This window comes from Caproicibacter fermentans, from assembly GCF_014303955.1.
Lineage (GTDB): Bacteria > Bacillota > Clostridia > Oscillospirales > Acutalibacteraceae > Caproicibacter > Caproicibacter fermentans.
Genome location: NZ_CP060286.1, coordinates 1,496,482 through 1,519,831 on the forward strand (window position 1 = coordinate 1,496,482; position 23,350 = coordinate 1,519,831).

Genomic DNA, 23,350 nt, shown 5'->3' on the forward strand with positions numbered 1-23,350 from the left:
TATAAAAATACTGCTAGTTTCTATCCTTTTTATTTTACTACTATCGCTTTTCACTTGTTTCATAGGGAGTTTCTATTCAGTTAGTTGTATCAATTGGATTTCTAAGACCAGCTATTATTACAGCGTAATTCTGCGCATAAATTATAGTACGCAATTTCATCAGGTCTTAATTCGATTTTTTTTAATAAATATCTTAAGAGCATTATGTACAGGGATAGTATTTGAATTGATCGTATGGATGTCCAATAAAAGCATTATCGCTTGGTTGGTTGTACTAACTTTTAATTGCTTTTCTGTCTTCTTTCCGAACTGGTCTTTTCTATATGGAGAAACCATGTCTCTTCAATATACTTCTTGGCTTGGAGATTATAACTATATAAATTTATTACCTATTATCCTATTTCTTTTGAGTGTTTATTTACTCGGTTATATTATGAGTAGTCGAAAGGAATTTATAGATGAAAAGAAATAAATATTCATTTTTTTATCTTTTAAAATACGATTTTTTAGTTGGAGTTATATTATCTTGGAAAAAATATTTTGTAACAGCTTGCATTTTTATTATATCAGCACTATTTTTTAATCAAGCAATATCTGTTCATTTTTTAAATATAAAAGTTGGTTTTCTTGACTATATCATAGAAATATTCAAAGGTGTTCCGATATATATTCCTAGCTCTTACAAGACGTTTTCTATTCCAGGTATATGGATTTTATTATTTTTATATTTCTTTTATATGTTTAATTGCTATCCATTATCGGATATACACTCTTATGGACAACAAGTTTTATTACGTTCACAAAAGCGGATTTATTGGTGGTTAAGTAAGTGCCTGTGGCTAGCTATTGGTATTTTTATTTTTTATGTAATTGGTTACTTCATCTTGCTTTTGTTTACACTAGGTACAGGTCACACCTTTTTTGAAATGAATCACGAAGTGAATGCAGCCGTAACAAAAATTAATACTAGCAATGCTCGGACACAAGATATTTTTTATGTAGGGATTCTACTTCCTTTTATTGTGTCAATGGCTATTGCTTTCATCCAGTTAATTATTTCATTTATAACAGATAGTTTAATTTTTGGATATATTGCAATAATTATTTTATTGGTCGCTTCAGCTTACAAATGTCATCCACTTTTGCTCGGTAATTATTTAATGCTTAACCGAAATAATCTTTTCATTTCAGATGGAGTTTCGGCAAATACAGGCATTATTATTAGCATTATATGCATTGCATTATCCATCGCTATTGGAGCTAAAAAAATACAACACTATGATGTTATGGCTTCAAAAAAATGATAGAAGGGAGTCTCGATATGTATATTAAAATTAAAAACTATACAAAACTTATTGAGCACAAACAGATTTTACATGATATTAACCTTTCTCTGGAGTCAGGACATATATATGGACTTAAAGGGAAAAATGGCTCCGGGAAAACAATGCTTATGCGTGCCATTTGCGGATTGATTCTACCAACTAGTGGTGAAATTAATATCAACGGAGATATCTTGGGTACGCAAATTTCATTTCCTAAAAGTATTGGTGCATTAATAGAATCACCTGGATTTATTGATGCATATTCAGGATTTAAAAATTTAAAGCTTTTAGCTGAAATTAAAAATATTATTTCAGCGCAAGATATTGCTGATACTATGTTATCTTTAAGATTAGATCCTTATGACAAAAAGAAATTCAAAAAATATTCTCTAGGAATGAAGCAAAAGCTAGGAATCGCTGCTGCAATTATGGAAGAACCAGACATTATTATACTTGATGAACCAATCAATGCATTGGATGAAGAAAGTGTTCAAATAGTAAAAGAGCTTTTAATAAGTTTAAAAAATGATGGAAAACTAATTTTAATTTCTTGCCACGATAAGGATGAACTAGAATTTTTATCCGACCAAATTTATGAAATTGAATCAGGCGAAATTAAAAATTTCTATAAGGTAGATGCTATATGAAAATAAAAAGGAAATTTCTTTTTCTTTGCGTAGCACTGATGATTGCTTGTTTATATAGAATCCAATTCAATAATATCAATCACAAATACCCCCCTGCACAACTTATTTCTTATGCTAAAGATCAAACAGTCTCTTATGATGGGTTTAGCTTGAAAGTTTTAAGTACAGAATTTTTTAATGAAAACGATCTAAAGAAAAACAATAAGGAATTATATGAAAATATTTATATAGAAAACGAAGAAATAAAAGCAATTGTTGTTGACATACAAATTACCAACAATAATAAACAAAATGCTGAAATTGATATCTCTGATGCCTGGTTACAATCTAATTACTGGGTTAATGGAATCGTAATGAATGCGTTCGTTGCAATAAATCCAGCGGGAACTTCTTTACATCCAAAATTAAAGTCAGGAGAAACTGTGAGACTAAAATTACCGTATACAATGATTCCTGCTCATTTTAAAGAAATGGATTGGAATCATGTTCAAAACAGGAAGTATGATTTGATTTTAACTTTTTATCCAATCAAGAGAGCGTTAGCGCTAAATTAGTGTAGAACCAAGCTTTAGGCTAAGATTTCACAACATGCTATAATTGGATAAAAAATTATTATCTGAATTCGCTATATCCAAATTAGTAATATCATACTAAAACGTTCGATTTGCATATTATATGCTTTACTGAATTTTTCAACAAACTAAAACGGCCGACAGGCAAGGGCGCAACGCAGCAGGGTCTAACGTGTTTTTTTAAGCGCCATGACAGAATGTGCAATAGCCATGAATACAGCACGATTTCGGGGATGAGTAAATAAAGCGTCTGTACTTCTGTACTTAGGAGTTTTATTCATCCAGAAAATGCAAGGATTATGTCTATGCGATATAATCCTTGCATTAAGTGCTTTACAGATGGCTATTTCAACTTTTTTCTCATTGTTTTTGGAGGACAATTACATGAAAATTAAGGCAAAAACCACACCGAAAAAAAGTATGATCCGAATAGTTGTGTTAGTGCTTGCCGTTTTAATTGCCTTTCCTTTTTTGTATCCGGTAGTCGCCCCATATAAAAGCGTTGAACAGATGAAAGATTATCACGGCATCACTACCGGTACAATTGTTTCCGTTACCGTATCAAACATGGGGATAACCGGCACGAAAACGACCGATTCGGAAATTCTTGAGCAATGGAACAGCTTTATCAAGGAAGCAAAATATAAGCCAAAATGTATTTTTATTTGTGGGACCAAGCCCAATTGGGTTAAAATCGTGATGTCAACCGGAGAAAAATATTTTTTCGAACGGTGGCCATATTTTGAAAACGGGCATTACCTTTACCAGTTCGATGATCCCGAATCCGCAAAAAAGCTGTTTGATCTCGTACTACATGACCCAAAGGGAATCGACGATTCATGGAAATAGAAAATTAACGATTGATATTACAGGTGAATTTTATGCAGCGTAGTAAAAAGGTAGTCGGGATCGCAATACTCTCATTGATTTTAATGGGCTTATTTTTCATCATATATTACTTTCATCAGCCACAAATATCAATTACAATTTATAATCATACAAATTGCGACATCAGCAACCTAAAAATAGCTTATCACCACAATGAAAAAGACCTAGAAATTCCGACAATACAAAAAGGATCTAAGTATCGAGTGGGAATTACCCCAAATGAAGAATTTATTGAAAATTCCATGTGGATTTTTTGTTTTGATAAAGAGGGTAATAAGCACGAAAAACAGTTATTGGATATTTTGAGAAAGGATACCGCGTTAACGCCAATGTCATTATAGAATCGATTAATAATGATGGAATTATCACTTTTAAAAGTCAATAAGTAATTCATCCTCCGGCAAGGGGTGCTGCAAAGAAAGAACCGCCCTCCACAGCGAAGGGCGGTTCCACTATTGATGAAAGTGCACGGAAAAGTTGCATTTGTCCCCCCGCGTGTAAGAACGCGAGTATTCGATCACGCGATCGTTCTCATCATAGCTGACACAGGTAAACAGCAGCACGGCGAGCCCCGGGTCGATGTTCAGCATCCGCGCGTCGCTCGCCTCCGGCTCCGCGATATCCAGCGTCTGCCAGGCGCGCTTCAAATGAATCCCGTAAAAATCGTACACCTCGTACAGGCTGAAAACCGAGAGATCGATCCCCTCGAGCTTCGGCACCACATCGTGAGGCACCAAAATTTCCTCCAGGGAGATCGGCTCCCCTTCGGCAAGCCCGAGGCGTCTGATGTAGTACAGCATATCCTCGGGCTCGATCCCGAAGATATGGGCGTATTTGATCCCCGCGCGTCTTTGGGTCTTCACCAGTATCTTTGTTCCCGGCCTCGCATGCTTTTCGCGCATCGTCTGACGAAATCCGCCGAGGGTTTCCAGGTCACGCTCGATCTTGCTGCCGACCACATAAACGCCCTTCCCCTGAACGCGCTTCAGCATTCCTTCGCCGACCAGCGCGTCGATGGCATTGCGAACCGTCAGGCGGTTGATCCCGTAGAAATCCGCCAGCTCGTTTTCAGAGGGGATCGCCATTCCGGGCAGATATTCGCCCTCTTCAATTTTAGAGCGCACCACTTCTCTCAGCTGTAAATAGATCGGCGCGTGGTAATCAATCACATGATCATTGGACAAAGCGAATCAACTCCCGATTTTCCTCCCGGAGAAAATCACCATGCGCCATGATATTCCAGCGTGACGCTGCTGTTCGCGGCGCCCATGCGCATGCATTCCCCGATCGGTTTTTTTTGTAAAATACCGCGCAGGAACCCGGCGATATAGCTGTCGCCGGCGCCCATGGTGTCGACCACTCTGCATGGAACGATTCCGCCAACGGTAAAGTCCCTGCCGTCAAAAGCGACGCTGCCGTCTTCCCCAAGGGTGACCACAACGACTTTCGGGCCCCTCGCGTGCATTTTTTTCATCTGTTCGCGCAACTCGGACGTATCCCCGTCGTCGGAAGCATAGAATAGATAATCGACACTGGCGATGGCGGCGTCCACAGCCGGATCCTCCGGTCTTGTGGCACAGTCAAACGCAACGGGAACCCCGCGCGTCTTGATCTTCCAGAGGTCATGTTCCACCATGCCCCAAAGACCGGTCACAACCAGGTCGTGTCCGCACAAAAAGTCGATGTCCTCCTCCGTCAGCCGAAACTGAGAAAGGACGCCTTCCTCATACTCCCCAAACACGCGCTCTCCATCGACCAGCTCAACATGCGTAATCGCCGTGCCGCCTTCCAGCACCTTAACGTGGGAGGTATCCACTCCTTTGCCGCGGATGGAATCCACCATCAGTTTTCCATAAGAATCCGTCCCGACCGCCCCGGTGTAAGAGGCCTGACCGCCCAGACGGACAAAATAAACGGCGACGTTGACCGGGTTCCCCCCGGGGTACGCTTTGCCGAGATTTTCATAAACATCCATACAATTGTCGCCGACTGCAGCTAATCTCATTAAAAACTCAATCTCCTTCCGTAAGAAGACAGAGCGATCGTATCATCTCAACAGAACGCTTGCAAAGCGAATATACTCGGAACGGGCAATCGATTTAAAATACTCCACCGGCACATTGTTCTCATCCGAAACCACGCCTGTCTGGTACAGGACGGGCACGCCCTCCGGGATTCCCAGAAAAGCGGCTTCTTCCTCGTCCGTATAGGTCACGTTCAGCTTCTCTTCCCCGTGGATGATCTTAATATTGAAATGCTCCTGCAGCACGCTGTACAGCGACAGCTTTGAAAAATCGTAATTCTCAATGCCCTGCAGCCGCCGGGCGTCCAAATACGCCGTCTCCATCAAAACCGGTTCATCCTCCAGAAGCCGCACACGGATCAGTTCGAACATCCTGTGTCCCAGAGGCAGCTTCATCTTCTGCGAAATTTGTTTGCTTGCTTCGCGGAATCCGGCGCGAATAAGCCGCGTTCCGGGCGTCCGCCCGGCCGCCCGCGCGGCGCTGCCAAAGCCCTCGGCATCCTGAAGGTTGCGCACCAGCTTCTGCGGTGCCACAAACGTCCCGGAACCCACGCGGTTGTAAAGCACGCCCTCCGCCACAAGGCGGCGGATCGCACTGCGAAGCGTCGTGCGGTTAAACCCCCACATGGCGCACATGTCCCGCTCCGACGGCAGCTTTTGGTTCGCTTCAAATCTGTTTTCAATTATATAACACTCTATCTTTTCCGCCGCCTCATCACACGGGCGGCTGCGGTATTCGCTCGTCATCGCAGATCCCCCATGGCAGATTTTCAGCCTTTTCTTAATAAGACAGTATAGCATATCATTCCATTTTACACAAGTACGGCAGGAACGACAGCAATCCGCCAGGGGGGCGCTGCACGACGGTGCGTCCTGGTAAAAATCCTTTCGCCCGCAGGACGGTCTACTTAACGTCAGTATCCGTGCCCGCCACGTTTTTCCGGTTCCGCTTGTCCCAAAAATGGTAAACCGGAAGCCCGGTGCCTACGGCGATCGCCGCGCAGACAAGACCTGCGACCGGCGCCCAGACAAAGGTGGAAACAATCAGCGTTCCCGTCATGAACATGGCGATTCCGGCCATCAGGTACCCCGCAGGCATCCTCCACAGAGGTTTATAGTGCTCTTTTCTGCGAAGCACAAAAATGGTGCCGAAGGTCAGGAAGTTTTTCAGCAAAGCCACCAGCGTAAAGTAACCGAGCAGGTCGGAGAGCGAGGACGCGAAAATCAGGACGATGGCGACCGCGCACTGCACCAGAATGGAAAAATAGGGCGTTTCGTATTTCGGGTGTACTTTCGCAAAGGATTTAAAAAACAGGCCGTCCTTCGCCATCGCATATTCAATGCGGGGCTGGAACATAATACAGCTGGACAGCGACCCTATAATGACAACGATTGCCATCACGGCTGTGACCGTGCCGGCTGCGCTGCCGATTTCAGGCAGCTTGGAGGCCAGAAGGGCGATCGGCGCGTCGGAAGACGCCAGCTCCTGTACCGACAGCATTCCGGAGGAGACAAACGTCAGCCCTACGTAAATGACCACAACGACAACAGCCGTAAGAATCAGGCCCATGGGTATGTTTTTCTTCGGGTTCTTGATCTCTCCGGACATGTAACAGGGAGCCGCCATTCCGTCAAAGGACCATGTGGTCGCCGAAACGCCGGCCAGAAGGGCCGCAATCCCGACGGGCGCGCCTGCCATCGGCGCGGCGGACATCAGCATGTCGCCCCGCAGGAAGAACAGGCCGATCCCGATGATCAGGGCGAACGGAAGAATCTTCAGCGCGGTGATAAAGGTCTGGAACGCGCCGCCGCCTTCCACGCTGCGCAGGTGAATCAACATGAAAACAAGGACGAGAGCCACGGCGATGAACTTGAGGGCCAGACCTCCGACCGGAACAAAATACGCGAGATAATTCGCGATCGCAATCGCCATGATCGAGATGGACGGCGGATCCGTGGCCCAGAAGCTGATCCATCCGCACAGAAACGCCAGCGGGCGCGAACCCGCCTCCCGAAAATAAACATACTGGCCGCCGTCTTCCGGGAACGCCGTGGCAAGCTCCGCATAGCAGAGGTTTGCCGGGATCTGGACCAGGCCGCCGATGAGAAACGCCAGCACCAGGAACAGGGAGCTGCCCGCTGCGCCCGCCACTTCATTCAGGGATGAAAAAATGCCGGAGCCGACCGTTGTGCCCACGCCGAGCGCGATGACCGCGCTGAGTCCGAGTTTTCGCTTCAGATCTCCGCCCGCAGTGGTGGTTCCCGCCTTTTCGGAATCAGACATAATAGATTCTCCTTTCCAATTTAAAAAACATGGTATTGCCGTCAGACAGGCTTTCCGACCGCTCGAAAAGCCCTTGCATCTTTAGTACATAACATATTGTTTATTCCATACCACTTCGTCTATAATAGTATCACAGTTAACAAATCAAATCAATAATAATTAAAAAAATAAAACATTTATACTAAAATATGTATGTTTACACGAAATATTTTCTAAAATATCGTCGATTTACCGAATCAATCCTTTTATATACATATATTTTACTAGTTTTATAAGTCCAATATGACCAATTTTTTGTTTTTTGATACAAAAATAACAGGATATCCGGCAAATTGGTAGTATTAACCGGATATCCTGTTGTCAAAATCGCCTTATCCGACAATCTGGACCCGTATGGTCCGCTGAGAAGGCCCGTCAAACTCGCAAAAATAAATATCTTGTGCGCCTCCGCGTACCATTTTCCCGTTTTCAATGAAAAAATGGCAGTGATTTCCCGTTATATGGGATTTCAGGTGTCCCGTCGGATTCCCGGCCGTGGAGCCATAGTCCTTCAGCATGCGCGCATGGGCGTACGGCCGGTCCTCCGGGACAAGCCTCGCCAGAAACTGTTCAAGGTCGCTTTCAAGGCATTCCAGCGATTCGTTCACGGCAATTCCCGTCGTTGTGTGCATGGAAAGCACCGTGACCATGCCGTCTTTCACGCCGCTCTCGGCAACCGCCCGTTCCACACGGTCCGTAATCAGGACAAATTGGTTGTAGCGCTCAGTGAGCACCTGGAACGACATCGTCTTGACCGTCATTCTTTGATCCCCTTTCCTTCATACGCTTCCGCCGAGAAATTCAACCGCGTTGCCGCCCCGGATCAGGTCCAGCGTGCTGTCGCGCAGGCCAAGGCGCCCGATCGCCTCCGCCATGCGAATCTGCTCGAATCTGGGATTGTTGCTTCCGAACATCACCTGATGCCTCAGGCTGCGGTCCAGCCAGGTCAGGGGAATTTCTTCGGTAAACAGCCTTTTGTAAAACTCCCGAGCGCTGTCAAAGTACAGCGCGCCCGTGTCTGCGTAAAGATTCGGGTACTTGACCAGCAGCATCGCGGTCTCCCGCACCCAAGGCCAGCCGAAATGCGCCAGACAGAGGCGCAGCTTCGGCCTTTTGTAAGCCAGCTCTTCAAATTCGATCGGGCGGGAATATTTCGAGAGCGTGTCCGGCTCCCAGGAAAGGCCGCTGTGAAAAACGATGGGCCGTCCGTATCTTTCGCAGATATCGTAAACCGGCGCCAGGCGGGGGTCGGAGGGATAAAAATGCTGACGGGACGGATGCAGCTTCAGGCCGCGCAGCCCAAGGTCGGCAAACGCATGCTCCAGCCGCTGCGCCGCCCCGTCGAGGAACGGATCCACGCTCGCAAACCCGATAAACCTTCCGCTCGCGAGATCAACCAGCTTTTTGATCTCCTCATTGGTCACGACGGCGGTCCCCGTTTGGGTTGTGTAATCCTGCGGAAGCAGGCAGAGCCTGTCCAGCCCGGCACAATCCATCTGATGAAAGACGTGTTCCAGCGGAGCCGTTCCGTTCCGGTGGATGTTCAGTACGTTATGGCGCATTTCCTCACGCACCGGGTCTTCGTTGATCGGCTCAAAAAAAGCCGGATGCACGTGCATGTCGATAAACAAAGCGCACACTTCCTTTCGCATTGATCCCGTTAAAGCCGCCCGGCCTGTCACCAGCCGGCCTGCTCCATCATCGCGCGGACATTCCGGACGGCCCGGCGCGCGTACAGGCGGGGCTCGTTGATATAACCGAGGACCAGCTCCAGCGTCGCGGTTCCCTCATAACCGAAATCCTTCAGCTCCTGAAACAGCTCCGGCATGGGGATGGAACCTTCGCCCGGCATGATGTGGCTGTCCGTCCCCTGCTCGCCGTCGATGATGTGCATATGGTACATTTTTCCCCCGAGCTTTTCCAGATACGCCATGATGCTTTCATGCTGAACAAACGGCGGCACGATGTCGCACATTCCGACAAGAAAAGGGGAATCGATGCGCCGGAACAGCTCCAGCAGGTCATTTGCGCTTTTAAACGCATTGGATTCATACGGGGTCAGCGGCTCCACCACGAGGCGGACTCCGACTTTTTCCGCATATTCGGTCAGTTCCCTCAAGGTGCGGGTCATACGGTCCCAGATCTCCTCGTAGGTGGCGAGGTACCCCGCGTGCGCGGGAGAAACCAGCATGTAGTCCGCCCCCATTTTCTTCGCCATATCAAGGCTCAGCTTCAGGTAATTCACCGCGTCCTCGCGCTGCGCTTCGCTTCCGATCATAAAATTGTAAGGGTACGCGTTATGTTCCGGCGTATAACCGAGCACGGGCATCTCATATTTTTCAATCAGCCGGTTCAGCCCGCGGATATCCCCGGACGCAAGGTCTGGGGCGAAGGCGTGCGGGCGGCCGCCCCAAAGCTCGATATAATCATAGCCGAATCGCTTGGCGTCAAGAAAACAGTCCTCCAAAGGGTTGCGCTGATAGCCGGAGGTAAACAGTCCCAGCTTCATAAGTTATCTCTCCTCGTATAATTGTTTTTGCGGGAAAAATCAAAGGCGTTCCTGCTTGGTCGCCGGTCTGAAATGACAGTGGGCAGGTTTTCCGATACCCGTGATATAATTGTCGTGAATCGGCAGGGTCAAGTTCTTTCGCTCCTTTTTTATCTCTTTTCAAAATTAACGCAGAGGTCCGTCCAGGGTTCAAAGACTCCTACAACTTCCGAGGCGACGCGCGCGCCGGTTTCCAGACATTCCGGGACAAAGCGCCCGCGCAGAGCACCGGACAAAAAGCCCGCGATAAAGCTGTCGCCCGCGCCCACCGTGTTGACGACTTTCGCGGGAAAAACGGGACCGTCGTAAAAATCCCTTCCATCCCACGCAAGGCTTCCCTTTTCGCCGAACGTAGCCACCGCGATCCTCATCCCGCGGTTCACCTTGTCCTTCAGGAAAGCCTCGATGAACGGATCCCGCGCCTTGTGGTACGAATAAAATCCGTAGTCCACGTAAGGCAGCGTCGTTTCCACCAGCGGATGGTCCAGCCGGTCCGCGTAGTCGAAACTGACCGGAACGCCGCGCGAATGAATCGCGGGAAGCGCTGCTTCGGCCTTTCCCCAGAGCGCCGTATGCACCAAGTCGTGCTCCGACGCGAACGCGATGTCGTCCTCGTCAAATGTGATCGTCTCCAAAACACCCTCCGCATACTCCCCGTGCACGCGGTCCGTTCCGTCCATCTCCATGTAAGTGACAGCCGTCGGTCCGTCGGCGGTCTTTAAATGACTGGTATCAATCCCTTCCTTCCTCAGCGTCTCAAGCATCCATCGTCCGTTGTCGTCGTTTCCCGTCGTACTGATGATGGAAACCGGGATGCCGAGCTTTCGCAGGTTCACCCCTGTATCCACCGCGTTCCCCGTCGGGTATTTTTTTCCCAGGCGTTCGTACAGGTCAATACAGTTATCACCCATTGCAGCTACTTTCATCTTAAAAACCTCCCATCGTTTGAAGCAGTATGGAAACGGTTTCCGATGAAACAAATGCTTCGTTAGTTTTTATATATGTGTTCTATATAAACATACCATTTATGCCATGATCATAGCACTATTTTTACAAGATTGTCAATATTACGGTTATAATAATATAATTTTTATAGATTACAACAAAATACCTTGCTTATATTTAGGAAAAATCTCCTATATCCATTCTTATATGTTTTAAATATAAATACAGTTAAACCAATTTTTGACGATCTTTCTCTAAAAATTTAATATGTTGTCTAAATATTCTCGTTTCAGTTGTAAAACTTGCTGAAATTCACCCTCATAGCGTATTTTGCATTGCGCCGTCAGATGATCTGTGCTATATTTGATTGGTATGTAATATATCACATCTTATACATAACACCCATCCGCTTCTTTTGTCCGTTCTGCGCCGGGGAAAAACCGCGCCTCCCGCAGATGTCACCGTTTCCAGTTTTTTGTGAGGAGTGTTATACTATGTTGAAAGCTTCTGATCTTCTGCTCCGTTCCAACGCCGTCTTTACCGGCAGCGGCGAAAGACCCCGTCCGGGCTTCGTCGCCGTTGCCGGCAACCGGATTGCCGCCGTCGGCGGGGGGACGGCTCCGATTTCGCCGGCCCGTCCACATGGATCTACGAACTGGGGGACAGGCTGATCTGTCCCGGCTTCTGCGATACGCACTGCTTTTTCACCGGCTATCTGCTGACGCAGTCGGGGGCTCTGCTCTCCGACGCGCGGACGGCGGACGAAGTGATCCGCATGGCGAAATCGAGCCCGGGCGCGCTTGCCTGCGGGGGAGCCCTGATCCTCGGCCGCGGCGTGCGCCCGGAAATCGGCCCGCCGAAAAAAGAGGTGATGGACGAGACGTTCGGCGAAACTCCCGCCGTCCTGTTTGTAAGCGGCGGCGACTCCTGCTGGATGAACTCCGCGGCGGAAACTACCTACGGCTTCCCTCCGGACGCCTGCTGGTCCGAAAACTGCTGGCGGCTGCTGCGCGCGCTGTTAAAGGACCAGGAACGCTCCGTCCCCGCTTTCCGGAATTATCTTACCATGCTCAACGCCAGGGGCGTGACCTCCGTCAAGGAAATGGGATTCGACGATTTTTACGGCTTTCCGGACGCGCTCGGACAGTTGGAGCAGGAGGACGCGCTTTCCATGCGCGTGCATTTTATGAGCCAGCCCGTCGGCGCGCCGATGAACCTGGAATACGGCAAGGCCATGCGCAGCCGTTTTTCGGGCGGCTTCGTCCGCTTTTCCGGCTACAATCAAATGACGGACGGCTCCATCAGCCAGCTGGAAGCGGAAATGAAGGAGCCTTATCTCTGCGCGGACACATGCTGCGCGAAGAAAATCGACTGGGCGGGGCTTGAGGCAGACACGCTGGCGGCCGACGCCGAAGGCTTTCGGTATTCGCTCCACGCTCAGGGCGACGCGGCCATCTGCAAAACGCTGGATATCTTTGAAAAATGCCGTCGCGGACCGGACGGCAAAGTCCTGAACCGCCACGCGATGACGGACCTGGAATGCAGCGATCCGGCCGATCTGGAGCGCATGGGGCGTCTGGGCGTCACGGCGGAGGTTTACCCGCAGATCATGTCGATCGCGGACCGCGCGGGCAAGCTTGCCATGATCCGGGAAAAGATCGGCACGGAACGCGGGCGCAACTACTGGAACCGCCGGAAAATGCAGGACAGCGGCGTCGTCCTCTCGTGCGCCACGGACCTGCCCCTCCTGGTCGACAACATACCCGAGTCGGTCTACCACTCGGTGTACGGGCTGTTCCCGGAGGGCGGCGAGCCGTTCAATCGGCAAAACACGCTGACGGTGGGCGAGCTGCTGACCGCGTGGACGCGCGGCGGGCAATACAACCTCGGCCGCGAAACGGAGCTTGGCACGCTGGAGGCCGGAAAGCTGGCCGATATTGCCGTTCTGGATACCAATCTGTTCCAAGCCCCGCCCGATGAGGCGCGCGCCGCGCAGGTATGCCTCACCCTTGTGGACGGACAGGTCGTATGGGATTCTCTGCGCTGAGCCCCTTGGGCGGAAAAGCAATACAGGGAGGAAAACAAATTTGCAACCGTACTACGCGGGGGTGGCTTTCCCTGCTGGCGCCGATCCTCGCAATCACTCTGGCTCTCTTCACAAAAGAAGTGATCACTTCTCTGATGGTGGGCATTTTATCCGGCACGTTTCTCTATGCTCTGGGGACGGGCCTCAATCCGCTGGCCGGAACCGTTGAAACCGCATTTGCGGTCATGGTGGACAAGGCCGATTTGTACATTATCATATTCTGCTGCCTGCTGGGGTCGCTGGTCTCCGTTGCGTCGCTCGCCGGCGGAAGCGGCGCTTACGGACGGTGGGCAACTTCCAAAATCCGTTCGAAGCGGGCCGCGCTTCTGTCGACAAGCCTGCTGGGCATTCTGATTTTCATCGACGATTACTTTAACTGCCTGACGGTCGGCACAGTGATGAAGCCCGTCACGGACAAATACCGTGTGTCACGGGCGAAACTGGCGTACATCATCGACTCGACGGCGGCGCCGGTCTGCATCATCGCACCCGTTTCGTCCTGGGCCGCCGCAGTTGGGAGCAACCTTCGTTCCACCGGGCGCTTCGACAGCGATTTTTCCGCGTTTCTGGCCGCGATTCCATTTAACCTGTACGCGATCCTGTCGCTTGTGATGGTGGGGACGATGTGCCTGAAAGACCTGGACTTCGGGCCGATGGCCGAGCGGGAAGCCATGGCGCGCGCTGGCGAGCTGGGCGCGGTGGAATCCCCGGAAGAAGCCGGGGCCAGCGCATCCGGCCGGGGAACCGTCGCCGACATGCTGCTGCCGGTCGGCGCCTTGATTATTTTTTCCGTCGCCGGTATGCTCTACAACGGCGGCTACTGGGGCGCCGACCCGGCCTATCGCCACAGCATTGGCGCCGCATTCGGCAATTGCACGGCCGCATCCGCGCTGACATGGGGATGCTTTGGCGCGCTGGCCGTTTCAGCCGCCCTGTTTCTTCCGCGCCGTTTGATGACGTTTCAGGATTTCATGCGGGGCGTCACGGACGGCATTAAAACGATGGTGCCCGCCTGCACCATCCTTCTGCTGGCCTGGACGATCAGCGGCGTGTGCCGCGACCTGCTGCAAACCGCGGAATTTGTCAAAAACGCGTTCGGCGGCTCTATTCCGGGCGAACTGCTTCCGGCGCTGATCTTCGTGACCGCCGCATTCCTCAGCTTTTCCACGGGCACGGCCTGGGGAACCTTCGGGATTCTGATCCCCATCGTCGTCCCAATCGCGGAAGCCGTCGCGCCGGCCCTGCTGGTCGTATCGCTCTCCGCGACTCTGGCGGGAAGCGTATTCGGGGACCACTGCTCCCCGATTTCGGACACGACGATTCTCTCTTCCACAGGGGCGGGCTGCCCGCACATGGATCACGTCTCCACTCAGATGCCCTACGCCGTTCTGGTGGCGTCCTGCTGCATTGCCGGCTACCTTGTGGCCGGGTTTACAAACGCCAACGTATGGCTGACCCTCGGCACAGGCCTTTTTCTGCTTTTGGCAGCCATCGCGTTCCTTCACCGCAGGGCGTCGGGGTTAAAGACCGGACGCGGGCGGACGGGCTGAACCTGTCTGATGAAGAGCCGGGCAACGAAAGTTTTTACCATTCCGGATTAAAAATGCGCCCAGAATCGGAACGACCGATTCGAGGCGCATTTTGTTTGACTCAGGCTTTCTCCTTCCCCGTTCGAGCTTCGTTTCTAAGAGGAGCGGAGAGCTGGGATCAGTAATCCAGTCTGCGGTAATAGCGGCGAATCTCCATCGGGTGCCGGTTGATCAGCTCAAGATACGCGTCGATTCGCTGCGTGACTGCGTGCATAACAAGGTGGGAGATATACCCGCGGAACTCCGGGCTGATCCCTGTCAGCTGAAATTTTTTGGTATCAATCACAGTGTAATTGCCGCAGATGCGAGGCAAAAAGTTTGCAACGCGCTCCGCAAGCGGGCGCTCCGCGTCCTCGCCCACGAACACGGTTACCGGAGTGTCGCGGTCTACAATTTCCAGCATCCCGTGGAAAAATTCCGCCGCGTGGATCGACTTGGTGCGGATCCAGTGCTGCTCCTCCCAATAACACATGGCATAGGAATAGGTTGCGCCGTACTGTGCGCCCGCGCCTACAAAATAATGAATGGCGTCGTCCTTATGCGCTTCGGCGAAATTCCGGCCAAATTCATCGGACTCCTTCTCCACATCCGCCAGGGCCTGCGGCAGATACCGCTCCATCTCGGCATAATACCTGTCGTAGTCGGAAAAGTCTCCGTTATTTTTCATAAAACGGTCCGCGACCATGAAAAACTTCAGCTGTTCGTTGGCGGGATACGCAACTTCATAGTCAACCATCTTCGCAAGCTCGGCTGTTTTCACATCGACAAAACCGATGACGCACGCGCCGTGCTCTTTGGCTTTTTTCACAGCCTCTACCATTTCCTCCGTGCAGCCCGTCACCGAGGAAATTACCACAACGGACTTTTCTCCGATGCGGCGGTTCCCCGTGGTTGTGTACACGGCGGCGTTTTCCACAAAAGCCGGTACGGAGCTCATGCTTTTGATATGATTCACGGCCTGCAGGGCGGAAGCGTAGGTTCCGCCGATGCCGATATAATAAACACCGTCGTACCCTTTTTCGCAAATGGAATCCACGATTTTTTCAACTTTGCCGCGCAGGGCCAGCGCCCCCGCCACACTTTCAATCTGTTTCTGCTCGTCAAATTTTAGCACAAAATCAATCCTTTCTAAAAGTGAAAGCTAAAATGGTATAAATAAGTCGACAGGTTGTTGCTTGCACCTTTATTATAAAGAAGAACGCCGACAAAATCAATGTACAAGTTATACTAAAAACTAGTCCAAAATTTATCTACGGCTATTCCCGAGCGGTTTTTCGGGAATCCTCGGCTGATTTGGCCCCTCTTACACAGACTTGTTTTTGACATAATTGGAGATATAAACAGAAAACGTATGCTGAAAACAGTGCTGTTGGTTGTTTCCTCCGTTCCGGCGTCTTTCACCACTTGTTCCTATCTTACCGCTTTACAGCAAAAAAGCCCAGCTTTCGCTGGACTTTTTCAACAGTCTGGAGCGATGCGAAATGAAACCTCGCACTGCTTTTCGCCGGTTTAGGGAATTATCACCACGCGGCGACCTGACCGTCCGCGCGTGATTCGCTTCCGCCCGTCAAGACTCCGTCCTGATCTCTCCAGATAATCTGCCCCCTGCCGAATTCGGTCGGTTCCGCCGCAATGCTGACCTCATGTCCGCGCTCCGAAAGTTCCCGGACCAGATGATCGGGAAAGTCGCGCTCCACCTCAACTTTTTTTCCGCCGAGCCACCGCCAGCGCGGAGCGTCCAGGCTCTGCTGTGCGTTCAGCCCGAAATCCACCGTGTTCGTCACAACCTGCAGATGCCCCTGCGGCTGCATAAACCCGCCCATCACCCCGAACGGCCCGACCGGAACTCCGTTCTTTGCAAGAAACGCGGGAATAATCGTATGGTAGGAGCGCTTCTCCGGGCCGATGAAGTTTCCCGATTCCGGATTCATGGAGAAATTCATGCCGCGGTTTTGAAGCGAGATCCCCGTTCCCGGCACCACCAGGCCGGAGCCGAAGGCGCAGTAACTGCTTTGAATGTAGGAAACCATATTCCCTTCGCCGTCCGCCGTGCAAAGGTACACCGTGCCTCCCTTTTCAGGCTGTCCCGCCTTGGGAAGAATCGCCCGGTCGCCGATCAGCCCGCGCCGCTCTTCCGCATACAATTCACTCAGTAAAGCCTCGGGGGATACTTTCATTGTCGCCGGGTCGCTCACAAATTCTCTGCCGTCTTCGTAGGCCAGCTTCAACGATTCGATCATGCGATGAATGCAAAGCGCACTGTCCCTGCTCTCCATCGGAAATCCTTTCAAAAGATTGAGCGCCATCAGCGCGACAATCCCGTGCCCGTTCGGTGGAATCTCCGAGACCTCATACCCGCGGTAACGAACGCTGATGGGGTCCACCCAGTCCGACGAATGCTGCTCCAGATCGCTTTTTCGCAGCAGTCCGCCTGTTTCCTGTGAAAAGCGGTCGATTTTCTCCGCCAGCCGTCCGTGGTAAAAGCTGCCGCATCCGGTTTCGGCCAGTTCCCGCAAAGTCGCCGCCAGTTCGGGCAAACGGAACCGTTCCCCCGCCCGCGGCGCCCTTCCTTCCGGGAAAAAAGCCCGATGAAGCGGGGCATATTCCGTCCCTTTTAATGCTTCGAGGGATCCCCGCTCGAACCGCTTCCAGTTGAACGCGGTCACAGGCGCGACCGGAAAGCCTTCTTCTGCATAACTTGCTGCGGGTTCCAGCGTCTGCGCCAGAGAAAGCTTTCCAAAGGCGCCGGAAAGCTTTGCCCAGGCGGCCGGAACGCCCGGAACGGTCACAGGCAGCCACCCAAAACGCGGGACCTCATCGCAGCCTCTCTCCCGGACGGCCTCGGTATTCAGCAAAGCCGGCGACCGGCCGCTGGAGTTCAGGCCGTGCAGCCGGCCTTTCGTCCAGACCAGCGCAAACGCGTCGCCGCCGATCCCGTTGGACATCGGTTCCGTAACGGTAAGAACCGCGGCGGCCGCGACCGCCGCGTCAACGGCGTTTCCCCCTTTTTAAGGATGTCCAGCCCGGCCTGCGCGGCCAGAGGCTGGGAAGTCGCAACCATCCCTTTCGTCCCGAATACCACTTTGCGGGTCGAAGAATACCGGTATAATTCGTTTCGATCCAACCTTATTCCCCCCCCGATTTTTAAGTTATTCCTGCGAAAGTCCCGTGCGGTACAGCGGAATCACATTGATCACCGGCACCTCGTAGGGATGCGCCGCTTTCACGGCGCGGATGGTTTCGTCCACTTTTTCCTGTTTGCAGATGACTTCCACCTTGTACTCTCTGCCGGTGCAAAGCCGGCCGACTTCCCCGCTGTAAGGGCGGCTTCCTTCCAGAGGTCGCCAGCAACCGGTTACTTCGCCGTAGGAAAGGCAGCTGTCATAATTTCCGATATGACCCGCGTCTGCTCTTTGCAGCGCCTGCCGGATTTCTTCCAGATGAGTGACCGGAACAAAAATTTCCATTTTGCAAAATTCAAATTCCAACGCCGACCCTCCTTTCTTTGTTTTATTATAATCTTCGGATTTCAACCTGTAAACTAATATAAGAACGATATTTATTATTATATAAAAATCCTTCGTTTTTTCCCTAAAATTTCTGTGTTTCACCGGTGGATTTTACCATAAATTCAGGGTATGATGATAGCAGAGAAAAGATCAAAAGAAATGAGGTGCTCCCTATGACCGATACCTTTTTAAAAGTGCTGGAAAACCGTCGATCCGTTTATTCCATCGGCAAAGAACCCAGTGTTTCAGAGGAAGAGATTCTCTCCATCGTGCGCCGCGCAGTCATCGCGTCGCCAAGCGCATTCAACTCGCAAAGTTCCCGGGCAATCGTTCTGTTTGGAAAGGAACACGACAAGCTGTGGGATGACACCAAAGCCATTCTGAAAGGGATCGTCCCCGCAGAAAACTTTTCAAAGACGGAAGAAAAAATCGACTCATTCCGCGGCGGAACCGGAACCGTCCTCTATTTTGAAGATCAGGACGTTGTCACCGGCCTGCAGGAACACTTTCCTTTATATAAGGATAATTTCCCGGTCTGGTCCCTTCAGTCCTCCGGGATGCTGCAGCTGGCCGTCTGGAGCGCGCTGGAAGAAGCCGGGCTCGGCGCGAGCCTGCAGCACTACAACCCGCTGATTGATGAAAAAGTGAGGCAGCACTGGAGCGCTCCGAAGAACTGGAAGCTGCTGGGTCAAATGCCGTTCGGCAGTGTGACGGGAAACCCTGGTCCAAAGGAAAATCTGCCCGTAGACGAACGAGTCAAAGTATTTCGGTAGAAACGGAGGCCCGCAGATGAAACTGGTCTTGGTTCGGCACGGAGAAAGCGAATGGAACAAAAAGAATCTGTTCACCGGCTGGACGGATGTTGACCTGACCGACACCGGCAGGCAGGAAGCCGCAAATGCGGGCGAACTGCTCCGCCGGGAGGGTTTTGACTTCGACCTCTGCTATACTTCGTATTTAAAAAGAGCCATCCGCACCCTGAACCTCGCTTTAGAGCAGCTCGACCGGGAATGGCTGACGGTCATGAAAAGCTGGAAGCTGAACGAGCGGCATTACGGTGCGCTTCAGGGGCTGAACAAAGCGGAAACCTCGCAGAAATACGGCGAAGAGCAGGTGCGGGTGTGGCGGCGCTCCTTCGACGTCCGGCCGCCCCTCCTCAACGAGGACGACGACCGGAATCCCCGCCGTCTGGAGCAATACCGTGCCGCCCCGCCGCAGGAGCTGCCGCTCGGAGAAAGTCTGGAAGACACCATTGCCCGCGTCGTTCCGTATTTTGAAAAAACGATTCGCAAAGAAATGCAGAACGGAAAGCGCGTCCTGATTGCTGCCCACGGGAACTCCCTTCGCGCTCTGGTCTATCATTTCGAAAAGCTGTCAAAAGAGGAAATTACCAAAGTGAACATCCCAACCGGCGTTCCCTTGGTCTATACCTTTGACGAAAACTGGAATGTAACGGAGAAGAAATACCTTGGCGACCCGAATTTGATCCGGGCAAAAATCGAGAGCGTTGCAAACCAGGGAAAGAAACAGTAAACTCTGATAGAAACCTCCCCGCAGCACATACTAAGCGGGGAGGTGATTTTTATCTCAAAAGCAAGCGTTTATTTCAGCTTGAAGCATCCGGAAGATCAGAGAAATTGTGAAGAAATCAAGCGCAATCTCGATTCGATTCCCGGAGTGATCTCCGTAAGCATCAGCAGAGACCGCGACAGGGTCGCCGTCGATTACGATACGACCGGCACCGGACCGGACCGCCTTCGCAACAAGCTGGGCGAATGCGGATGCTCCATTGAAGCAGAGCACTGGCAGGAACACAAAATGTAAAAAAGCCGCGCGGATAAATTGCAGCCGCGCGGCTTTTCTTGATTTTTACAGCTCTATTTTTTTCCTGCGGTTCTGCGGCCCCGGTAGGGCGCTCCCCCTTTGCCTTGCCCTCGCCAGCTCTTTTTTGGGGTTCCCTGCCGGCGCTCCTGCTGCCCGGTCTTTCCGGAAACGGTAAAATGAACCGTGCGCTGGCGGAACTTCCACGCGGACATTTTTCGGGCAACCAAAGCGGCGTCTTTCTCGGAAAGCTCAATCGTGGCATATTCCCGGTAAATATTGATTTTTCCGATCGCGCCGACCGGGAGCCCCGTGGCGGCGGCGATTTCCGCAATCAGAATTTCGGGCCTGATTTTGTCGTTGGTTCCGATGTCCGCATGAACCCGCATCGTCCCGGTTTTCTCCGGTTCCGGCTGCACCCGGCGGATATTGCGGACAGAATCAAGCCTGCGGTTTTTTCCGGCGGTCAGCGTGCAAAGCGCGGCAGCCACCCGCAGCGGAGAATATCCCTGCTCTTCCAGCGATTTCAAGTAGGGAATCCACGTTTCGCCGCTGTTTTCATCCGCAAGCTCCTTTAAATTCCCCAGGAATTTCTTCAGACGCCGCTCATGGATCTCTTCAAGATCCGGAACCGCGGCCTCGCTGATTTTTGCATTCATAAACCGTTCCAGCGACCGCATCCGCTCCATCTGGCTCCGGTTCGCCGCGAGCGTGTGGGATGAACCCGTCCGGCCCGCACGCCCGGTCCGACCGATCCGGTGGATATAATACTCGTTTTCCTGCGGAATATCAAAATTGAAAACCGCGTCGATATCCTCAACGTCGATGCCGCGCGCTGCAACGTCGGTCGCAATCAGCAGGCTGCTGCGGCCGTGTTTAAAATCGTTCATAACCTGCGTGCGCTGGCTTTGCTTCATGTCGCCGTGCAGGGCTGCCGCCTGAAATCCGCTGTCGTTCAGGTCGGTGCAAAGCTCCTCTACCATTTTTTTCGTGTTGCAGAAAATCAGCGCGCGCTTCGGGCGGTGATATTCCAGAAGAAGCTTGAGCGCATTCACTTTGTCTTTCTGCGGCACGCGGTAATAAAACTGCGAAATGCCGTCCACGGTCTTCTGGCCTCCGTCCACCGCTACCATGGCGGGGTCGGTCTGGAAATCCTTTGTGATCGCCATAATCGCCGGCGGAATCGTCGCGCTGAACAGCACGGTCTGCCTTTTTTCCGGCGCCTGCTTCAGGATGGTCTGAATATCCTCCAAAAAGCCCATGTTCAGCATTTCGTCCGCTTCGTCGAGGACTACCGTCCGCAAATTATCGAGCGTCAGCGTTCTGCGGCGCAAATGATCCATGACGCGCCCCGGCGTGCCGATGACGATCTGCGCGGTTTTAAGCTGGTGGATCTGCCCCGGCATCGACTGCCCGCCGCATACCGTGGAGATTCCAATCCGGCTGAGATATTTTGAGTATTTGTGTATTTCGTCGCTGATCTGCATGGCAAGTTCCCGCGTCGGGCTCAGAATCAGCGCCTGCCCTCTGGAGCCGTCGCCGAGCGCCGTCATCTGCACGACCGGAATGCCGAACGCGGCGGTTTTTCCCGTTCCCGTGCTGGAACGCCCGATAAGGTCCCTGCCCTCCAGAATCAGGGGAATCGATCCCGACTGAATGTCTGTTGCGGAGGTATATCCCATTTCTTCCACCGCGCGTAAAATTTCTGGTAATAAATTCAATTCTTTAAACTGCATGTTGCTTCCTTAATCTCAATATTATTTTTTATTTCCCTTTATTATAGCATAGATCGGAAAGGAATCCTATATGCACAGAGTCGGTCCGTTTTCGGTTTTCTTCACAGATTTTGTCACAAAAGCCTTCGTATCCTCAAAATTCCAACTTGAAAACAGGGCCGGAAAACGGTAAAATAATTTTACACAAGCTGGAAGGAAGCAGAAAGCAATGAACCGAAAACGACTGAAAAAAGTCATTGATCAGATGCAAAAAGAAGGATTGAGCCAGATTCTGATAACGGCCGCCCCGTCCGTTTATTACCTGACCGGAATCTGGGTGGAGCCGTTTGAGCGCATGTTCGCGCTGTACCTGCGCGACGACGGCACCGCAAAGCTGTTCGGAAACGAATTGTTCTGCCTGCGGCCCCAGGAAGGGCTGGAACTGATTCTGCACAAGGACGGCGAAAATCCGGTGGCCGGCCTGTCCGCCGCATTGCGGCCCGGTAAAATCGGAATCGACAAAACCTGGAAAGCCGGATTTCTGATCGGCCTTCTGCAAAGCAGAAGCGATCTGACGCCCGTCGAAGGCTCCGCGCCGATCGACCTTGCCCGCATGCGAAAGGACGAGGAAGAAATCGAGGCGATGCGTCACGCATCCCGGATCAACGACCGTGTCATGGCCGCGGCGGTCGGCATGGTGCGCGAAGGCGCCCGGGAAAACGAAATTGCGCTCGCCGTTCAGAATCTGTACGCCCAAAACGGCGGCGACCACTCCCCCGAAATTGAAATCGCCTCGTTCGGCGCAAACGCGGCCGATCCGCATCACGAACCGTCCGACACCGTCTTAAAAGACGGCGACTGCGTTGTTCTCGACCTGTTCAACCCGATTCACCGCTACTGGTGCGACATGACGCGAACCGTCTTTTTCCGCAGCGCGGGAGCGCGGCAGCGGGAAGTTTACGACGCGGTGAAACGCGCAAACCTGGCGGCGGAAACTTTCATCCGCCCCGGCGTGCCGATGAGCGAAATCGACCGCGAGGCGCGGCGCGTGCTGGAACAGGCGGGTTACGGGAAATACTTCACGCACCGGCTTGGCCACGGCTGCGGACTCGACTGCCACGAGTCGCCGGACAACGGCCCCTCCTGCGGGGTGATCGCCCGGCCTGGCATGGTGTTTTCCGTCGAACCGGGCGCTTATCTGCCGGGCGAATTCGGCGTGCGAATCGAAGACCTTGTGCTTGTGACGGACTCCGGCTGCGAGGTTTTGAACCGTTACACGAAGGATCTGACCGTGATTTCATAAACAATCAGTAATAACCAAGCGTCAATATACAGGAAGTTTGAGCAAAAAACAAACTT

At 51.7% G+C, this 23,350-nt stretch carries 23 protein-coding genes and 1 pseudogene; 12 read left to right on the forward strand and 12 right to left on the reverse strand.

Annotated elements, in window-relative coordinates:
* The first annotated feature begins 458 nt into the window (after positions 1–458).
* The 5 genes from HCR03_RS07405 (at position 459) to HCR03_RS07425 (ending at position 3,773) form a co-directional block, all read left to right on the forward strand.
* Positions 459–1,304 carry a hypothetical protein gene (locus HCR03_RS07405; RefSeq protein ID WP_187037414.1) on the forward strand — a complete coding sequence of 282 codons (846 nt, stop codon included), beginning with the start codon at positions 459–461 and terminating at the stop codon, positions 1,302–1,304.
* 17 nt (positions 1,305–1,321) lie between these two features.
* Positions 1,322–1,972 (forward strand): ATP-binding cassette domain-containing protein, encoded by a 651-nt coding sequence (locus HCR03_RS07410; protein WP_187037416.1) that lies wholly within the window; start codon positions 1,322–1,324, stop codon positions 1,970–1,972.
* Entirely contained in the window at positions 1,969–2,526 is a 558-nt protein-coding gene (locus HCR03_RS07415; RefSeq protein ID WP_066647509.1) for a hypothetical protein, read from the forward strand. Before HCR03_RS07410 ends, HCR03_RS07415 begins: the two co-directional genes overlap by 4 nt.
* A 402-nt stretch (positions 2,527–2,928) precedes the next feature.
* Entirely contained in the window at positions 2,929–3,393 is a 465-nt protein-coding gene (locus HCR03_RS07420) for a hypothetical protein (RefSeq protein WP_187037418.1), read from the forward strand.
* Between the two features lie 32 nt (positions 3,394–3,425).
* Positions 3,426–3,773 (forward strand): hypothetical protein, encoded by a 348-nt coding sequence (locus HCR03_RS07425; protein ID WP_187037420.1) that lies wholly within the window; start codon positions 3,426–3,428, stop codon positions 3,771–3,773.
* A gap of 111 nt (positions 3,774–3,884) precedes the next feature.
* On the opposite strand, the gene HCR03_RS07430 is transcribed toward HCR03_RS07425, so the two are convergent.
* The 8 genes from HCR03_RS07430 to frlD (HCR03_RS07465) form a co-directional block, all read right to left on the reverse strand.
* On the reverse strand, positions 3,885–4,616 hold the full coding sequence (locus HCR03_RS07430) for a GntR family transcriptional regulator (RefSeq protein WP_066644020.1): 732 nt from the start codon (positions 4,614–4,616) through the stop codon (positions 3,885–3,887).
* Between the two features lie 35 nt (positions 4,617–4,651).
* Positions 4,652–5,437, reverse strand: a complete 786-nt coding sequence (gene frlD, locus HCR03_RS07435) for a fructoselysine 6-kinase (RefSeq protein ID WP_175391659.1) — start codon at positions 5,435–5,437, stop codon at positions 4,652–4,654.
* A gap of 42 nt (positions 5,438–5,479) precedes the next feature.
* A complete protein-coding gene (locus HCR03_RS07440; RefSeq protein ID WP_228725145.1) occupies positions 5,480–6,202 on the reverse strand; it encodes a GntR family transcriptional regulator in 723 nt (240 codons plus the stop codon).
* A 157-nt stretch (positions 6,203–6,359) separates the two neighbouring features.
* A complete protein-coding gene (locus tag HCR03_RS07445) occupies positions 6,360–7,739 on the reverse strand; it encodes an amino acid permease (RefSeq protein ID WP_066644023.1) in 1,380 nt (459 codons plus the stop codon).
* Between the two features lie 371 nt (positions 7,740–8,110).
* A complete protein-coding gene (locus tag HCR03_RS07450) occupies positions 8,111–8,539 on the reverse strand; it encodes a secondary thiamine-phosphate synthase enzyme YjbQ (protein ID WP_066644024.1) in 429 nt (142 codons plus the stop codon).
* Between the two features lie 18 nt (positions 8,540–8,557).
* Positions 8,558–9,430: an amidohydrolase family protein gene (locus HCR03_RS07455; protein WP_407926842.1), complete on the reverse strand. Its 873-nt coding sequence runs from the start codon at positions 9,428–9,430 to the stop codon at positions 8,558–8,560.
* Positions 9,431–9,456: 26 nt separating this feature from the next.
* Entirely contained in the window at positions 9,457–10,287 is an 831-nt protein-coding gene (frlC, locus tag HCR03_RS07460) for a fructoselysine 3-epimerase (protein WP_066644026.1), read from the reverse strand.
* A gap of 149 nt (positions 10,288–10,436) precedes the next feature.
* Positions 10,437–11,252, reverse strand: coding sequence for a fructoselysine 6-kinase (gene frlD / locus HCR03_RS07465; protein ID WP_187037424.1), 816 nt, complete (start codon positions 11,250–11,252; stop codon positions 10,437–10,439).
* 513 nt (positions 11,253–11,765) lie between these two features.
* On the opposite strand from frlD (HCR03_RS07465), the gene HCR03_RS19755 reads away from it, so the two are divergent.
* Genes HCR03_RS19755 through HCR03_RS07475 form a run of 3 tightly spaced genes read left to right on the forward strand, consistent with a single transcriptional unit; the run spans position 11,766 to position 14,907 of the window.
* The gene (locus HCR03_RS19755) at positions 11,766–11,942 is read left to right on the forward strand and encodes a hypothetical protein (RefSeq protein ID WP_228725146.1); all 177 of its coding nucleotides are present in this window, start codon (positions 11,766–11,768) and stop codon (positions 11,940–11,942) included.
* Positions 11,943–11,986: 44 nt separating this feature from the next.
* Complete coding sequence (locus tag HCR03_RS07470) at positions 11,987–13,318, forward strand: amidohydrolase family protein (RefSeq protein ID WP_330601180.1); 1,332 nt, start codon at positions 11,987–11,989, stop codon at positions 13,316–13,318.
* Positions 13,300–14,907 (forward strand): Na+/H+ antiporter NhaC family protein, encoded by a 1,608-nt coding sequence (locus HCR03_RS07475; protein ID WP_187037426.1) that lies wholly within the window; start codon positions 13,300–13,302, stop codon positions 14,905–14,907. The genes HCR03_RS07470 and HCR03_RS07475 overlap by 19 nt, the downstream gene beginning before the upstream one ends.
* Positions 14,908–15,064: 157 nt before the next feature.
* Here the strand turns inward: HCR03_RS07475 and HCR03_RS07480 are convergent, their stop codons facing one another.
* From HCR03_RS07480 to cutA, 3 genes and pseudogenes are all read right to left on the reverse strand, one after another.
* The gene (locus HCR03_RS07480; protein WP_187037428.1) at positions 15,065–16,060 is read right to left on the reverse strand and encodes an SIS domain-containing protein; all 996 of its coding nucleotides are present in this window, start codon (positions 16,058–16,060) and stop codon (positions 15,065–15,067) included.
* A gap of 406 nt (positions 16,061–16,466) precedes the next feature.
* A pseudogene (locus HCR03_RS07485) lies at positions 16,467–18,007 on the reverse strand (gamma-glutamyltransferase family protein).
* Between the two features lie 88 nt (positions 18,008–18,095).
* The gene (gene cutA / locus HCR03_RS07490; RefSeq protein ID WP_066649278.1) at positions 18,096–18,434 is read right to left on the reverse strand and encodes a divalent cation tolerance protein CutA; all 339 of its coding nucleotides are present in this window, start codon (positions 18,432–18,434) and stop codon (positions 18,096–18,098) included.
* Between the two features lie 194 nt (positions 18,435–18,628).
* On the opposite strand from cutA, the gene HCR03_RS07495 reads away from it, so the two are divergent.
* Genes HCR03_RS07495 through HCR03_RS07505 form a run of 3 tightly spaced genes read left to right on the forward strand, consistent with a single transcriptional unit; the run spans position 18,629 to position 20,279 of the window.
* Positions 18,629–19,228 carry a nitroreductase family protein gene (locus HCR03_RS07495; protein WP_187037430.1) on the forward strand — a complete coding sequence of 200 codons (600 nt, stop codon included), beginning with the start codon at positions 18,629–18,631 and terminating at the stop codon, positions 19,226–19,228.
* A 16-nt stretch (positions 19,229–19,244) separates the two neighbouring features.
* The gene (gpmA, locus tag HCR03_RS07500; RefSeq protein WP_187037432.1) at positions 19,245–19,988 is read left to right on the forward strand and encodes a 2,3-diphosphoglycerate-dependent phosphoglycerate mutase; all 744 of its coding nucleotides are present in this window, start codon (positions 19,245–19,247) and stop codon (positions 19,986–19,988) included.
* Positions 19,989–20,030: 42 nt separating this feature from the next.
* Complete coding sequence (locus HCR03_RS07505) at positions 20,031–20,279, forward strand: heavy-metal-associated domain-containing protein (protein ID WP_166525051.1); 249 nt, start codon at positions 20,031–20,033, stop codon at positions 20,277–20,279.
* A gap of 53 nt (positions 20,280–20,332) precedes the next feature.
* Here HCR03_RS07505 and HCR03_RS07510 read toward each other — a convergent pair whose 3' ends face one another.
* Positions 20,333–22,012, reverse strand: a complete 1,680-nt coding sequence (locus HCR03_RS07510; RefSeq protein ID WP_156989773.1) for a DEAD/DEAH box helicase — start codon at positions 22,010–22,012, stop codon at positions 20,333–20,335.
* A gap of 208 nt (positions 22,013–22,220) precedes the next feature.
* On the opposite strand from HCR03_RS07510, the gene HCR03_RS07515 reads away from it, so the two are divergent.
* The gene (locus HCR03_RS07515; RefSeq protein ID WP_187037434.1) at positions 22,221–23,294 is read left to right on the forward strand and encodes a M24 family metallopeptidase; all 1,074 of its coding nucleotides are present in this window, start codon (positions 22,221–22,223) and stop codon (positions 23,292–23,294) included.
* Positions 23,295–23,350 lie beyond the last annotated feature (56 nt).

Excerpts from the sequence above, each read along its gene's own strand:
- HCR03_RS07420 (WP_187037418.1), top strand. The coding sequence starts at position 2,929 with ATGAAAATTAAGGCAAAAACCACACCGAAAAAAAGTATGATCCGAATA.
- HCR03_RS07440 (WP_228725145.1), bottom strand. The coding sequence starts at position 6,202 with ATGACGAGCGAATACCGCAGCCGCCCGTGTGATGAGGCGGCGGAAAAG.
- HCR03_RS07450 (WP_066644024.1), bottom strand. The coding sequence starts at position 8,539 with ATGACGGTCAAGACGATGTCGTTCCAGGTGCTCACTGAGCGCTACAAC.
- HCR03_RS07405 (WP_187037414.1), top strand. The coding sequence starts at position 459 with ATGAAAAGAAATAAATATTCATTTTTTTATCTTTTAAAATACGATTTT.
- HCR03_RS07425 (WP_187037420.1), top strand. The coding sequence starts at position 3,426 with ATGCAGCGTAGTAAAAAGGTAGTCGGGATCGCAATACTCTCATTGATT.
- HCR03_RS19755 (WP_228725146.1), top strand. The coding sequence starts at position 11,766 with ATGTTGAAAGCTTCTGATCTTCTGCTCCGTTCCAACGCCGTCTTTACC.
- HCR03_RS07445 (WP_066644023.1), bottom strand. The coding sequence starts at position 7,739 with ATGTCTGATTCCGAAAAGGCGGGAACCACCACTGCGGGCGGAGATCTG.
- HCR03_RS07510 (WP_156989773.1), bottom strand. The coding sequence starts at position 22,012 with ATGCAGTTTAAAGAATTGAATTTATTACCAGAAATTTTACGCGCGGTG.
- HCR03_RS07455 (WP_407926842.1), bottom strand. The coding sequence starts at position 9,430 with ATGCGAAAGGAAGTGTGCGCTTTGTTTATCGACATGCACGTGCATCCG.
- HCR03_RS07475 (WP_187037426.1), top strand. The coding sequence starts at position 13,300 with ATGGGATTCTCTGCGCTGAGCCCCTTGGGCGGAAAAGCAATACAGGGA.
- HCR03_RS07415 (WP_066647509.1), top strand. The coding sequence starts at position 1,969 with ATGAAAATAAAAAGGAAATTTCTTTTTCTTTGCGTAGCACTGATGATT.
- frlD (WP_175391659.1), bottom strand. The coding sequence starts at position 5,437 with ATGAGATTAGCTGCAGTCGGCGACAATTGTATGGATGTTTATGAAAAT.
- HCR03_RS07410 (WP_187037416.1), top strand. The coding sequence starts at position 1,322 with ATGTATATTAAAATTAAAAACTATACAAAACTTATTGAGCACAAACAG.
- gpmA (WP_187037432.1), top strand. The coding sequence starts at position 19,245 with ATGAAACTGGTCTTGGTTCGGCACGGAGAAAGCGAATGGAACAAAAAG.
- HCR03_RS07495 (WP_187037430.1), top strand. The coding sequence starts at position 18,629 with ATGACCGATACCTTTTTAAAAGTGCTGGAAAACCGTCGATCCGTTTAT.
- frlC (WP_066644026.1), bottom strand. The coding sequence starts at position 10,287 with ATGAAGCTGGGACTGTTTACCTCCGGCTATCAGCGCAACCCTTTGGAG.
- frlD (WP_187037424.1), bottom strand. The coding sequence starts at position 11,252 with ATGAAAGTAGCTGCAATGGGTGATAACTGTATTGACCTGTACGAACGC.
- HCR03_RS07515 (WP_187037434.1), top strand. The coding sequence starts at position 22,221 with ATGAACCGAAAACGACTGAAAAAAGTCATTGATCAGATGCAAAAAGAA.